The sequence below is a fragment of the Microvirga sp. ACRRW genome (assembly GCF_022346925.1).
In the GTDB taxonomy this organism is placed as follows: Bacteria; Pseudomonadota; Alphaproteobacteria; order Rhizobiales; family Beijerinckiaceae; genus Microvirga.
Genome location: NZ_JAKRNJ010000002.1, coordinates 64,060 through 77,792, shown reverse-complemented (window position 1 = coordinate 77,792; position 13,733 = coordinate 64,060). Strand labels below are relative to the sequence as shown.

The window sequence follows — 13,733 nt, the reverse complement described above, 5'->3', positions numbered from 1 at the left end:
CCGCTCTGAGAGCGGGCCGTTTTGCATTTAAATCGGCTCCACCAGTTTTTCGGGCTCTTCGATGGAAGCGATGGGCAGGGTCACGAGGCGCAATTCCGGATCATCCGGGTCGATGCGCACGGAGAAGCCGAGATTGCGGCACATGTCGAGCATCGTGGTGTTCTCGCGCAGCACCTGCCCTTCCACCTCACGCAAACCTTCCACCTTCGCCCATTCGATCATGAGACGCATGAGCGTCCAGCCGAGGCCGAGGCCTTTCAGGTCGGAGCGCAGGAGAATGCCGTATTCGCCCGTCTCGTGGTTCGCATCCGCATGCACGCGAACTGCGCCCATCATCTCGCCGGTCTCCCAGTCGAACGCCACGAAGGCGATGGCGCGGGCATAATCGAGTTGCGTGAGACGCGCGAGGAAGGTGTGGCTGAAATCGCGGACGGGCGCGAAGAAGCGAAGGCGCAGATCTTCCGGCGTGATCTTTTCGAAGAAGCGCTTGAACGCTTCCTCGTCCTCCGGCCTCACGGGCCGGATGAAAGCCGAGCGCCCATTGCGCAGGGTGACGATGCGCTCCCATTCGGTCGGATAAGGCCTCACCGCAAAGCGCGGATGCCCGCTGCCCTTCCGGGTCTCGGGTGCGACGAGCACGCGCGCATCCACCGCGATGACGCCCGTGTCGTCCGCGAGCAAGGGATTGATGTCGAGCTCGCGCACCTCCGGCACATCGGCGGCGAGCTGCGCGAGTTTCACGAGGGTGAGCGCAATCGCACGCTCGTCGGCTGCAGGCACATCGCGATAGGCCTTGAGACGGCGCGACACGCGGGTGCGGGCAATGAGATCGTCCGCAAGTTTCAGGTCGAGCGGAGGCAAGGCGAGTGCCCTGTCGTTGATGACCTCCACCGCCGTGCCGCCGCGCCCAAACACCACGACAGGTCCGAAGGACGGATCATCGGCAAGACCGGCGATCAGCTCGCGTCCCTTCGCCCGGCGCACCATGGGCTGAACGGTGACGCCCTTGAGCGAGGCATCAGGACGAAGACGCGCAGCTCGCTCGAAAATATCGGCAGCCGCCTTACGCACTGCTTCTTCCGTGGGAAGATCGAGCTGCACGCCCCCGATGTCGGATTTGTGCACGATGTCGGGCGAGAGCACTTTCACTGCCACTCTTCCGCCTTCGGCAAGGAAAGGCCCTGCTGCCTTTGCGGCTTCATCGGGCGTCTTTGCCAGAACAACGGGCGCGGTCGGAATGTCATAGGCCCTGAGCAGCGCATCGACTTCGAGCGGATCGAGCCAACGGCGGTTTTGCGCCAGTACCTCCGCCACGATGGCGCGGGCCACCTCGGGTTCGGGTAAGAAATCGTGCGGCAGGTTATCCGGCGTTTCCATCAACTGCGTCTGCGCCTCGCGATAGCGCACGAGCTGAATGAAGCCGCGCACCGCGTCGGCTTCCGTTGCATAATGCGGAATGCGCGCCGCCTCGAACACACGCGCGGAATCCGGATCCTCGCCGATCCATGCGGCAAAAACCGGCTTCTGCTGATAGCCCTTGGCGCGATGGCGCTTGACCACGTCCGCGACGGCCCGCGCCACATCGGCAGCGCCAGCGACCGCCGTCGGCACGTTCAGGATGAGAACCGCATCATTCTGCGGATCGTCGAGCAAGGCCTCAAGTGCGCCTGCATAACGCGCCGGATCAGCATCGCCGATGATGTCGATCGGATTGCCCTGCGACCATGTATCGGGGAGAATGGCATTCAGCTTTTCGAGCGTTTCCGGCGAGAGGCCGGCGAGGGTTCCGCCCATGTCGATAAGCCGGTCGGTTGCGAGAACGCCCACGCCGCCGCCATTAGTGAGAAGCGCAAGGCGATTGCCGGGGAACGGCTTCTGCCGTCCGAGCGTCTCGGCGGCGGCGAAGAGCTGATCGAGATCGAGCACGCGCAGCAGGCCCGCGCGGCGGAACGCAGCATCGTAGACGGCATCGGATCCTGCCAGGGCGCCCGTATGCGTGGCGGCTGCCCGTGCGCCTTGCGCGTGGCGGCCGGCCTTGATCACCACAACAGGCTTGATGCGTGCGGCAGCGCGCGCCGCCGACATGAACTTCTTCGCGTTGTCGATGGACTCGATATAGAGAAGGATCGCGCGCGTGCCGGCGTCAGCAGAGAAGAAGTCGAGGCAGTCGCTGAAATCCACGTCGATCTTGTCGCCGAGCGACACGATGGCGGAGAAACCGACCTGACGTTGCGCCGCCCATTCCACGAGCCCCACCGCAACCGCGCCCGATTGGGAAATGAGCGCGAGATCGCCTGGTTTCGCATCATGGGCCGCGAAACTCGCATTCATGCGCGCGCGGGGGGACAGAACGCCAATGCAATTCGGCCCCACGATGCGCAGGCTGTGCCGCCTCGCGGCGAGCCTGACTTTCTCGGACAAGGAATCCGCGCCATGGCCGAGACCGGCGGTCGCGATGATGGCGGCGCCGACACCGCGCTTACCCGCATCCTCGATCACGTCCAGCACGTTGCGCGGCGGCACGGCGACGACGACGAGATCGGGCGTCTCGGGAAGCTTGGCGATGGAGGAAAAGCACGGCAGATCCTCGATCTGCCTGTGATGCGGATTGACGGGATAGATCGCTCCCGCGAAACCGCCATGAATCAGGTTCTTCAAGAATGTGAGCCCAAGGGAGCCGGGCCGAGGGCTTGCCCCGACGACGGCGATGGACCGGGGCGCAAACAGCGTATCGAGGCGATAGGTGGACATTGACGATCCTTCGTCTCGGAAGGCCTTGGGAAACAGTCCCCAAAGCTAATGCTTAAAACGAAAGGGTCAAATATCCCGTGTCCAATTCCGCCCTGAAGGAAGACGCTACTCTGCCAGAACCCTAGTCGGCGGGAAGATCACTTCGACAAGCGTGCCCTCGTTGGGGTTGCTGGAGATCTGCAAGGCACCTCGGTTGGCTTCCACGAGAGCCTTGGTGAGCGGCAGGCCCAGACCGGTCCCGCCGGTTCTGCGGGACGTGGCGATCTGGCGGAACGGTTCGAGGGCGGCCTCGACCTCCTCCGCCGTCATGCCGATGCCGGTATCCCGCACGCGGAAGGCGACCTCGCCGCGATCCGTCACTGCCGTCGAGACGATCACCTGCCCGCCCGCATCGGTGAACTTAATGGCGTTGGAGACGAGGTTGAGCACGATCTGGCGCACGGAGCGCTCATCGGCCACCACCGGCGGCAGCTTGGACGCGAAGCTCGTACGCATGACGATGCGGTCGCGCATGGCCTGCGGCTGAAGCAGCGTAACGCAGGACGCAACGAGCTCGTTGAGGCTCACGCCGGTGAACGACAGTTCCAGACGCCCTGCCTCGATCTTCGCCAGATCGAGAAGATCGTTCACGAGACTGATCACATGCGAGCCAGAGGCGTGAACGTCGCGCAGGTATTCCTTATAGCGGTCGTTACCGATGGAGCCGAAGCGCTCCTCCAGCATCACCTCGGCAAAACCGATGATGGCATTGAGCGGCGTGCGGATCTCGTGGCTGATCTTGGCGAGAAGATCCGATTTCTGCGCGCTCGCCTCTTCCGCCGCGCGCTTGGCGCCCACGAGTTCGCCTTCGGCTTTCTTGAAGGTAGTCATGTCGCGCAGCACGGCGCAGAACTTGCGGTTCTCGCCTTCGCTCACGCGCCCCATCGTCATGAACAGCGGAATGGTGCCGCCCTGCCGCTCGCGGCCAAGCACCTCGCGCCCGTCGTTGAGCAGGCTTGCAACGCCCGGCGAGCGCAAGCCTTGGAGATAATCGAGAACCTCCTTATGGCTTTCCGGCGCGAGCAGGACCGTGATGGCATTGCCTGCCACTTCCCGCTGGCGATAGCCGAAAAGCGCTTCGGCGGAACGGTTGATGGAGAGGATGCGGCCCGCCTCGTCGAACATGACCACGCCGTCGGTCGCCGTGTCGAGGATCGACTCCAGCTCATGCACGCGATCATCCTGCGGAGGCTGCGCGTTGTTCTGTCCAAAGGTCTTGCGAACGAGCATGACCTGCGCAGGCTCGCCGTTCCACTCCGCATCGGACGTGCGGATGCCGACGGGAACGCTCTCGCCGTAACGGCTCGTGAGAGTGAACCCCGTGTCGTTCTCCGCCGATTGGCTGAGCGCGGGCGAGCCACGGAAAAGCTGCACGAGACCACCGTCACTCGTGATTTTCTCGGCCGTCTCGTAGCCTGTCAAATCGAGAAGAAAGCGGTTGGCGAAGAGAATGCTCCCGTCGCGATGAACCAGAATGCCGACCGGCATGCGGTCGAGAATGCGGTCGGCATCATTCGGCGCTGCGGGAGCGGCAGGTGCAGCCTCCGGCTTCTCGTCCGCCGCTGTGTCTTCGTCGCTGAAGTCCTGTTGCGCGACGGCTTCATCCGCAGGCGCAGAGGCGACTGAATTCTTTTCCTCCAGCCGCGCGCCCAAGGCGCGCGCGATCTCGCGGAAGGCATTGCGCTCTGCGGAGGACAGGCTTGATGCCGGGGCCGGACGCTCCGGCATCTGAGCGGGTTCATTGCGCTCGGCCTGCTTCTCCGCGGGCTTCGTGCTGGCAAGTGCTTCGGCTACCCGGTCGCGCAGCTGGGCAAACCAACTTTCCTCCTCGCCGGGAGGCGTCTCTGCCGCATCCTGTCCTTCGGACTGCATCTCCTCCGGGGGAGCGAAAGGCAAAGCGGCATCTGTCAGGAAGGCCTCGACATTAGGATTGTTCGTGGATTGCGCTTCGCGCTCGCGCATCTCATCCATGCGCAGCAATCCAAAGCCACGGAAGCCGATGATTTCACGGTCCGCGCCGAAGACCGGCATTCCGGCCCAGTCGACCGGGACCTCCATGGGCCGATTGTCCATCGCCCAATAGATCGTGCGCCCGCTCCAGGTTTCCCCACGGGCGAGAAGCCCTGCAACGGCGCCTTCAGGGTCGGAGACGATCGTGCCGACCAGCTCATCCCATGTTTGCCCTACGATACCCCCTGCCCGCGCGCCGACGGCATCGGCCAGAGTGGGCGATACCTGCGTGAACGTCGCCCGCGCATCGGCATGCCAGACGAAGCGGATAGAGCCGCGCGGCTTTTCCTGCGCGGCGGACGCCTCGTCCGTATGCGGGACCGGGCGCTCGGAAAGCATCTGGCGTTCCGGGACAGGTGCATGCGCACGCTCGAATCCGGCTGGAACAGGCCCGAGAAGAGCGGTGACGAGAACCTCCTCCCCATTCTCCAGCACCGCCAGACGGCAAGCGCACGGAACAGGCTGCCACGGGCGGACCGGGTTGAGACGTAGCCTTTCCAGCCGAGCGCCCTCCCGGGGAGCGCCTCCGGCCGCCAAGGCCTTCAAGCGGTCGCGGGCGCGAAGATCGGGGTTGAGGCTGCCGTTATCCTTGAAGGCCTCAGCAAGGCCTTCCGCCGCAGACGAGGCCCAGAGCAGGTTTTCGATGCCGCGGTCCCAGACGAGCACGGGCGCTCCCGGCCGGGCCATGAGGGCCAGATCCGGCTCGGCGGCAAGCCGCGCGATCAGCGTTTCGTACTGGTTGGGAGCCCCGTTCATGGCGGCCTCGATCTCACACCTACACAGAGTGACCTTATTCAAAGGGTTTTAGACCAATGTTGGCAAGGAGGCAGCAAGCTTGAGCCCTTGAATCCGTTTACTTTCAGGTAACCTTAATGGGCAGGTCTCAAGGCAGTTGATTTTGCATCGCACAATGTGATATTGCACTGCACAATAGAACTTACAGGAGAGCGACCCATGGCGACGAATCCGAACCAGAACTACGAAATTCCGGCTGAAATGCGCGACTTTGCCGAAAAGAGCGTCGAGCAGGCCCGCAAGGCCATCGATGGCTTCATGGGCGCTGCCCAGAAGACCGTCGATACCTTCGAGGGCTCCGCGAACACGGTCCAGGCCAGCGCAAAGGACGCCACCCGCAAGACCTTCACTTACGCCGAGCAGAACCTGACGGCGGCTTTCGACCTCGCCCAGCGCATGGTTCGCGCCAAGGACGTCCAGGAAGCCATGCAGATCCAGGCCGAGTTCGTCCGCAGCCAGTTCGAGGCGATGCAGACGCAGATGAAGGAATTCGGCTCGATGGCCCAGAACGCCATGAAGCAGCCGGGCTCGAAGAAGTAAGCACCTTCCCTCAAGGACATCATCGCGAGGAAGCACGATGACGGAAACCAAGAAGACCAGGGCCCGCACTCCCAAGGGCGCCTCAGCCGATGCGCCGAAGGCGGATCTCATCGAACTGGCGGCAGAGCCTGTCGCCGCGCTGAGCGAGATCGCACCGGCGGAAGCCGCGCCTGCAAAGAAGGCCTCCGTCTCCACCGAGACAAAGACCAAGGAGAGCGAGCCCTTTACCTTCTCTCTCCGCGATCAGGGCGAGACGATCCGTCAGGCCGTGCGCGAGACGGTCGTTGCTTCCGCTCACGGCGTTCTCGAGGTGAACGACAAGATCATCCAGGCTTTGAGCGTTCAGGGCCATGCCGCCCTCGATCTCTGGCGCACGGCCATCGACAACTCCCGGCAGCCTGACGGCTTCAACGCCCAGACGGGTGCAGCGCGTCAGGCTTTCGAGACGGCTTCCGCCCATTGGAAGGATGTGGCCGAAACCACGGCCCGCTGGATGACGAAGAGCGCGGAGCCGCTGCAATCGGCGATCCTGCGGCAGGCGCGCTGATCGTCTGCTATCGAAAGTCAGCCTCATGCGATAAGGCTTGGTCATGACTGGCCAAGCCTTTTTTCATGCGCCCTCCCCTGTTCCCGCTGTGATCGCCGTCGTGATCCAAGAGGGCCGCGCACTTCTCGTGCGCAGAGCCAACCCGCCGGATGCAGGGCTTTGGGGTTTTCCAGGCGGCAAGATCGAATTCGGCGAGACGGTCATGGCCGCCGCGGCCCGCGAGCTTCTGGAGGAGACAGGCGTCACGGGCGAGGCTCAGGACGTCATCACGACGCTCGACATCCTCGTGCCCTCCGAGGATGGCGGCATCCATCACCATTATATTCTGATCGCCGTGCGCTGCCGCTGGCTGTCCGGCATTCCGCTCGCCGCCGACGATGCGCTCGAGGCGCGCTGGTTTCCTCTCGGCGAACTCGATCCCATAACGCTGCCCATGAGCGCGGATGTCGATGTGATCGCGAAGCGGGCGGAGACCATGAGCCGATCCGTCGGCAACACTTAAAGAGCTTGGAAAAAGACAAGAAAAAGCCCCGCCGAAGGCAGGGCGAAAGTTTCTTATGTCTCTAGGCTTTCGAGTCGGCTGGTCTAACTCAGAACGCCATCCCTACTCGAAAGATCTGCCATAGCAATCACCCAGGCGCCTCATGGTTTATGAGAAGTAAACGTTCATAAATCGTCAAGCATGACGCCAGCAAATCCAGGCAATCATATTGCAGAGGTACCCCTTTGGAGCTTATTACACCGGGGACAGGCAAGAAATGCCTAGCGTGTTTTGTTGTTCAAGAATGGAATGAATGTAATGCGTAACTCCTCTCTCGCTCTTCTCGCTGCCAGCGCAGCCCTTGCCATTGCCGCATCGACCGCCCAGGCAGCCGACCTTCCTTCGCGCTACGCTCCGGCTCCCGCCTACAACGCCATGCCCGTCTTCACGTGGAGCGGCTTCTATGCAGGCGTGAACGCCGGCTACGGCTGGAGCACCGGCACCAGCCGCTACTATGACCCGGCCTTCGGCGTGCCCGGTCGCGGCAAGGGCGGCTTCGTCGGCGGCGCTCAGGCAGGCTACAACTATCAGTTCGGCATGTTCGTCATCGGCGCCGAGACTGACCTCCAGTACGCCGCTGTCGGCAACAAGGGCTCGTCCTACGGCAGCACCTATTATGCCGGCGACTCGGACGGCTACTTCGGCACGATCCGCGGTCGCGCCGGTGTCGCTTTCGACCGCGCTCTCGTGTTCGGCACCGCAGGCTTCGCTTACGGCGACATCGGCGGCAACAAGGCCCTCGACACCGAGCTCGGCTTCCATCGCGGCAACAGCAACAACTGGGGCTGGACCGTGGGCGGCGGCGTCGAATACGCCCTCACCAACCAGTTCACCGCGAAGGTCGAAGGTCTCTACGTGAACCTCGACACCAGCGACAACTACACCCAGGCCGACCGCGTGAACATTCGCCGCGACACGGAATTCGGCGTGGTGCGCGCTGGCCTGAACTACAAGTTCAACTAAGCCATCAAGCATCTTAAAATTGAAAAGGCCCGGCGTTTTCGCCGGGCCTTTTTGTTTGCCGAAGGCTCGACTTCAGAGATCACACGATATTCCGTTGCTTCGATGAGACCCGCACGCCATTATGCTTTTTGAGGGTTGCATCGCGGCAAGGGACGACGTCATAATTTACCGCATTGACAACACTGGACATTCACCCTGCTTGAGCGCAGGACAGATCAAAACCAAGAATAATTTTTCTCAGTCCCTAGGCTGCGAATAGTTTCAAGAGTGCCGCTTCATGCGTCTTTGGGGTCATTCATGGCTGCGTCAGCGCTTATCCAGCACGCGTGAGCAGCTCCACATCCAGGATGAAACTCCCCTCTCCTTTGGGCTGTCGAACTATGCGCGCGCGTTCGTGGAAAGTACGTCGGACTGCCTTTTCTTCCTCGACAGCGATTGGCGCTTCATATTTTTCAATTCACGGGCTGCAACAGAGCTGAAATCCGGCACGGACATGCTCGGTAGCTGCATCTGGGAGAGATTTCCCGAAGCGCGCGACACGATCTTCGAAGAGAATTACCGCCGTGCCATGGCGGACCGCACGCAGCGGATCTTCGAAGCCTATTTCGAACCATTGTCGGCCTGGTATGAGGTGCAGGCAACGCCCGTGGGCAGCGACCTCATGGTGATCTTCCGCAACATCACCGAACGGCGCGCCGCCGACGAAGCCCTGCAGACCAGAGAGAGGCAGCTTGCCACCGTCTTCGGACAGACCATGGTGGGCATCCTGCACCGGGATCTCAATCATCGGGTGCTGATGGTCAATCAGCGCTATTGCGACATCGTGGGACGCAGCCGGGAGGAGTTGGACGGACTGCCGATGCGGGCCTTCACCCACCAGGAGGATATCGGTTGGAACACGGCCATCTTTCTGAAGCAGCTGGAAAAAGCCGAACCGTTCCAAATCGAGAAGCGTTATGTGCGCCCCGACGGCACAGCCATATGGTGCGCAGTCAATGTCAGCTTCGTGTGCGACGAGGCAGGACGGCCAGTCTCGACGATTACGGTCGCCGAAGATATCCACGACCGCAAGACGGCGGAAGACAAGGCGCGCGAGAGCAGAAACCTGGTTCAGGTTGTCATCGACAGCATCCAGGATCTGATTTTCGTGAAGAACCGGGAAGGCCGCTTCGTGTTCTCCAACCGCCGCTTGAGTGAAATCATCGGACCAGTCGAGGGAGCGGTCGACAGAGAAATCTTCTCGGACGATCCAACCGACATTCATCCCCAGTCCGACCGGCATGTGCTGGCCACGGGCGAGCCGATCACCATCGACGAAGTGATTTCCGTGCGGGGAACGCCCCGTCAATTCCAGACCGTGAAGGTGCCATGGCGACAGAATGACGAGATCGTCGGCGTGGTCGGCATCTCCCGCGACCTGACGGAGCGCCTGCAGGCAGAGGCCGATCTCATCGAGAGCAAGCGCCAGCTCGATACCCTCATCGATAACCTCCCGGGCCTTGTCTACCAGTGCAGCATCGCCGCTCCGTGGCCCTTCACCTTCATCAGCGAAGGCGCGGAAGCGTTGAGCGGTTACGCCGCCAGCGAATTTCTGGAGAACAAGCTCACCTGGGGCGAAATCATTCATCCGGATGATGTGCGAATGACCGAGGAAGCGATCCTGGAGAGCATTCCGAGGAAGCAGGTCTTCAACATCACGTACCGCATCACGACCCGAGCGGGGGAAGTCCGCTGGGTGGCCGATCGTGGGCAATGCATCTATGACGCCTCCGGCGAGCCGCTCTTCCTGGAGGGCATCATCAGCGACGTCACGGCGCAGAAGGAAGCCGAGGAGAAAATCATCTGGGCAGCCCATCACGATCACCTGACGCGATTGCCCAACCGCGCGCTTTTCCAGATCCGTCTGAACAAGGCCCTTGAGGAATCCACCGGCAAAGGACGCAAGCTCGGCCTGATGATCCTCGATGTGGACCACTTGAAAGAGATCAACGATACTTTGGGCCACGACGCAGGCGACGCGGTGTTGCAGGCGGTTGCAAATCGTCTGAGCGCAACTGTGCGCCCCATCGACACCGTTGCCCGCAATGGCGGCGATGAATTCGCCATCATCCTTCCCAACATCGACGGCGAGCAGGACGTCAAGGCCATCATCGCCCCGATCCTGGAGCAGTTGCAAAGACCCCTGCCCTATGCGGGGCGCATGCTCGATTGCCATGCCAGCATCGGCGCCAGCATCTGGCCGGATCACGCTGAGGAGACGGTCGACCTTCTCAAGCAGGCGGATGTTGCTCTCTACACGGCTAAAGCCACGGGCCGGGACAAGGTGATGATCTTCGAGCCGTCCATGCGAACGGAGGCTCAGCAGAAGGTAGAGATGCGCAACAATGCGCGCGGAGCCATCGATGCACGCAGCATCGAGCCCTTCTATCAACCCAAGGTCCACCTGTCCTCCGGCACGCTTGCAGGTTTCGAGGCGCTCCTCAGATGGCGCAATCCTCGCGCGGGCATCGAGCTGCCGGGCAGCATTCAGGCAGCCTTTGACGATCCGCATCTTGCGGTTGCCCTGAGCAAGCAGATGCACGACATGGTCTTCGGTGACATGCGCCGCTGGCTACAGGACGGCGTTGCCTTCGGACATGTCGCCATCAATGCGTCCGCAGCTGAATTCAGAGGCATGGAGTTTGCAGACCGCATTCTGGAGCGTCTGCGGACGGCTGACATTCCGAACCATTGCCTCGAGATCGAGGTTACCGAGACGGTGTTCCTCGGCCGGGGCGCGGAATATATCGAGAAGAGCCTGCGCATGCTGAGCGAGGAGGGCGTGAAGATTGCGCTCGACGATTTCGGAACGGGCTATGCCTCGCTCTCGCATCTCAAGCAGTTCCCGGTCGACATCATCAAGATCGACCGCTCCTTCGTGAACGACCTCGCAGGCAATCCCGACGATCCCGCAATCCTTCAGGCCGTTCTCGGGCTGGGCAAGAGCCTTGGAATCGTCACGGTCGCGGAAGGCGTGGAAACGGCCGTGCAGGCTTCGTTCCTGAGAAGCCAAGGCTGCGACATCGGCCAGGGTTTTCTTTTCGGCATGGCAAGCCCGAGCAGACTCATCCCGGACCTGGTGTCCTCCTGGAACCCGCGTCAGCTCAACATCCCCGAACTCGACGGATTGTTTCCAAAAGCCAGGAAGAGACGCGGATAGCGTTTAACGCGAGGATCTTTTCCGACGCGCCATATCCGTCTCGCTCTGCTTGAGAGCAAGGAGGCGCCTGGCCGCCGTGCCTCCCGATTCCGAGGCGTAGAGCCTGTCGTTCAGTACCTCGATTTGCCAGCGCTGAAATTCGAGCAGCGCTTTCAGCCCCCGGACGTGGGCTCTGAGTTCGAGGGCATCTTGCAAGGGTTCTGGTCCGCAAGTTTTCATGGGACCACCCCTGATGGCTTTGGGATGAATCATGGCTGAATGCGAAACTTCAAAGGGAATCGAAGTCGTGTAAGGCAATGGAGACGGATCGACAGGAATTTGTCTGCCGCTCGGAACGAGGTCCGACCAGCATCGCGACGCAATGACTGAAGGCTGGCATGAAGAGGAAAACAGGTCACGAAAGAGCCCGTTGGCGACACGCTTCCCGCTCTTAATGGAACTGTCTTACATTTGACGCGCGAGCGCAAGGCGCACCTTGCCGCATAGCCAAGCTTTTCGACATAACGTTTCGCCCAGGAACCCCGGCTCATGCCTGGCTGTTGGAGAAACTGACACAAGAGTTTGAGGAGAAAGCTCCATGCCCGACAAGCACCACGAAGCGGAAGCAGAAAAGATTCTTGCTGCACTCGCCAAAAAGGATCAGGCAGCGGCACTGCAGACACGTCTTCTTCTTGCGCAAGCGTTGGAGCAGGCCGAACAGCGTGGCCGCGAGATGTTTGCAAACCTTAAAGAATCGAGCGGCTAAGCTTTCTCCACAACTGAGAGCTTTTCTTCCTGCGACATCGACGGCAGGAACGGGTCACGGATCGCGCACGTTGCCTTCATGTGTGATATGGCACAGCGGCAAGACCTCGGGCGTGGTGATCTCCGGGCGTTGGAGGACAGATCGATGCGAGCCTTGGTAGTGGCATCCCTGCTCAGCACTCTCGGAATCTTTTCAGCTCACGCCGAGGAGGCTAACACGCGTGTTGCCGCCATGCCCTATTCCGAGTGCCTTTCCATTATTGCAGAGACGGCTCAGGAAATGGGTGAGGCCCCGGTTCAGCTCGTCAACAATGACGAGGAAACGACCGTGCGGATCAATGCCTCTGACGGTTTCGTCACGGTCTCTTGCAGCCGTGCCGACAAGATCGTTCTGACCAAAAGTCCGGTTCCGGAAGCGGCCGGAATGACGGCGGCCCGATAAGTCAGCTGGTGCTCAGACTCTTGGTTGCGCAAACTCCGATCACGACCTGATAATCGGGATCACGGATCTTGAGTTCATCCTCCTTGAGGTCTTCGCTCGCCAAGCCGTGCAGAAGAGCGACTGCGGCAACAATGTTGCCGTAAGTGTCCAGCGAAATATTTTCCTTGGAAAAAGCTTCCTCGAAGATTCTCTGGCCGCTTGCGCTCGTGAAGCGCCAGAAATCGCCCCATTTCTCCATATCGATGCGACTGATCTGTGTAATCCCTGGCAATGTCGCGATAACGCACCCGCCCGGCTTGAGAATGCGATGCAGCGTTTGAACCGCGGCCGGAAGGTCGTAGATCATCTGCATCGTTTGAGTGAAGATGATGCAATCAAAGGACTCGTCGGCAATGTGAGGCGCATCGGTCAGATCGGCAACGATGGTTGCGCAAGGATTTCCCGGCACGGCGTGAAGCACATCGATGGATGTCACCTTCCCGTTCCCGAAACGCTTTGTGTAGGTATCCTCAGCAATCTCGAGGACGGCTCCCTGGATGCGCGGGGCATTGCGCTCGAGATAGTCTTCGATGAACACGCGGTCGACGGGCTTGCCACGGTCGTAACCGAACCAGCGGCTGACCGGAATCGGACGGCGCAGAGTAGCCCAATCGACCGATCCAATGGGGGGTTCCGTCATAACCCTCAGCACATACTCGCCCAAGCCAAAGCCAGCCGCACGCCGTAGCAAAGGCCTGATGAAAGGTTTGCTGATCATAGAGAGCCCCGCCTAAAGATACCGAAGTTCGATAGGTTTGTTCGATGTTATCAGCGTTCGGATGGGGCGAACTGTCAACATACCTCTATTTTGCCATACCTCGCTTTTGCCAAAGCAGGTGACTGAAACCTCCTCGAGTAACGGCACAGGCGACAACCGCAATTGATCCCGCTACTCCCGAAGAGCTTGGCAGTATCGGAGGCTTTCTGAAACAGGCGGTGCCATCTCAAAGCCATGAAGCGCTCATGGCAATAAAAAAGGCCAGGGCATCGCGCCGCTGACCTCGGTCTGTCCCTCGAAGAGGATGGTACAGCCGCCCCGGCTCGAACGGGGGACCCCCAGATCCACAATCTGGTGCTCTAACCAACTGAGCTACGGCTGCACGTGAGGCAGGGTGTAATCGCG

Annotated in this window: 9 protein-coding genes, 1 tRNA gene and 1 pseudogene; 7 read left to right on the top strand and 4 right to left on the bottom strand. The window is 61.1% G+C overall.

Annotation, left to right across the window (positions count from 1 at the left end):
- Nucleotides 1-27 precede the first annotated feature (27 nt).
- Together MHY87_RS04650 and MHY87_RS04645 are read right to left on the bottom strand one after the other, a co-directional pair.
- Nucleotides 28-2,751, bottom strand: a complete 2,724-nt coding sequence (locus MHY87_RS04650) for a bifunctional acetate--CoA ligase family protein/GNAT family N-acetyltransferase (RefSeq protein ID WP_239349898.1) — start codon at nucleotides 2,749-2,751, stop codon at nucleotides 28-30.
- Between the two features lie 105 nt (nucleotides 2,752-2,856).
- Entirely contained in the window at nucleotides 2,857-5,556 is a 2,700-nt protein-coding gene (locus MHY87_RS04645; RefSeq protein ID WP_239349896.1) for a PAS domain-containing sensor histidine kinase, read from the bottom strand.
- Between the two features lie 198 nt (nucleotides 5,557-5,754).
- On the opposite strand from MHY87_RS04645, the pseudogene MHY87_RS04640 reads away from it, so the two are divergent.
- From MHY87_RS04640 to MHY87_RS04610, 7 genes and pseudogenes are all read left to right on the top strand, one after another.
- Nucleotides 5,755-6,117, top strand: a pseudogene (locus tag MHY87_RS04640) (phasin); the annotation flags it as partial.
- A gap of 55 nt (nucleotides 6,118-6,172) precedes the next feature.
- Nucleotides 6,173-6,682, top strand: coding sequence for a phasin family protein (locus tag MHY87_RS04635; RefSeq protein WP_239349894.1), 510 nt, complete (start codon nucleotides 6,173-6,175; stop codon nucleotides 6,680-6,682).
- Between the two features lie 43 nt (nucleotides 6,683-6,725).
- Nucleotides 6,726-7,184 carry an NUDIX hydrolase gene (locus MHY87_RS04630; RefSeq protein ID WP_239349892.1) on the top strand — a complete coding sequence of 153 codons (459 nt, stop codon included), beginning with the start codon at nucleotides 6,726-6,728 and terminating at the stop codon, nucleotides 7,182-7,184.
- Nucleotides 7,185-7,481: 297 nt separating this feature from the next.
- Nucleotides 7,482-8,186, top strand: coding sequence for an outer membrane protein (locus tag MHY87_RS04625; RefSeq protein WP_239349890.1), 705 nt, complete (start codon nucleotides 7,482-7,484; stop codon nucleotides 8,184-8,186).
- 277 nt (nucleotides 8,187-8,463) lie between these two features.
- The gene (locus MHY87_RS04620; RefSeq protein ID WP_239349888.1) at nucleotides 8,464-11,385 is read left to right on the top strand and encodes an EAL domain-containing protein; all 2,922 of its coding nucleotides are present in this window, start codon (nucleotides 8,464-8,466) and stop codon (nucleotides 11,383-11,385) included.
- Nucleotides 11,386-11,962: 577 nt separating this feature from the next.
- Complete coding sequence (locus MHY87_RS04615) at nucleotides 11,963-12,130, top strand: hypothetical protein (RefSeq protein ID WP_239349886.1); 168 nt, start codon at nucleotides 11,963-11,965, stop codon at nucleotides 12,128-12,130.
- 144 nt (nucleotides 12,131-12,274) lie between these two features.
- Nucleotides 12,275-12,571: a hypothetical protein gene (locus MHY87_RS04610; RefSeq protein ID WP_239349884.1), complete on the top strand. Its 297-nt coding sequence runs from the start codon at nucleotides 12,275-12,277 to the stop codon at nucleotides 12,569-12,571.
- A gap of 1 nt (nucleotide 12,572) precedes the next feature.
- Here MHY87_RS04610 and MHY87_RS04605 read toward each other — a convergent pair whose 3' ends face one another.
- Both MHY87_RS04605 and MHY87_RS04600 read right to left on the bottom strand, forming a co-directional pair.
- Nucleotides 12,573-13,250: a class I SAM-dependent methyltransferase gene (locus tag MHY87_RS04605; protein ID WP_239349882.1), complete on the bottom strand. Its 678-nt coding sequence runs from the start codon at nucleotides 13,248-13,250 to the stop codon at nucleotides 12,573-12,575.
- Nucleotides 13,251-13,633: 383 nt separating this feature from the next.
- Nucleotides 13,634-13,710 (bottom strand) — tRNA-His (locus MHY87_RS04600).
- Nucleotides 13,711-13,733: the final 23 nt, after the last annotated feature.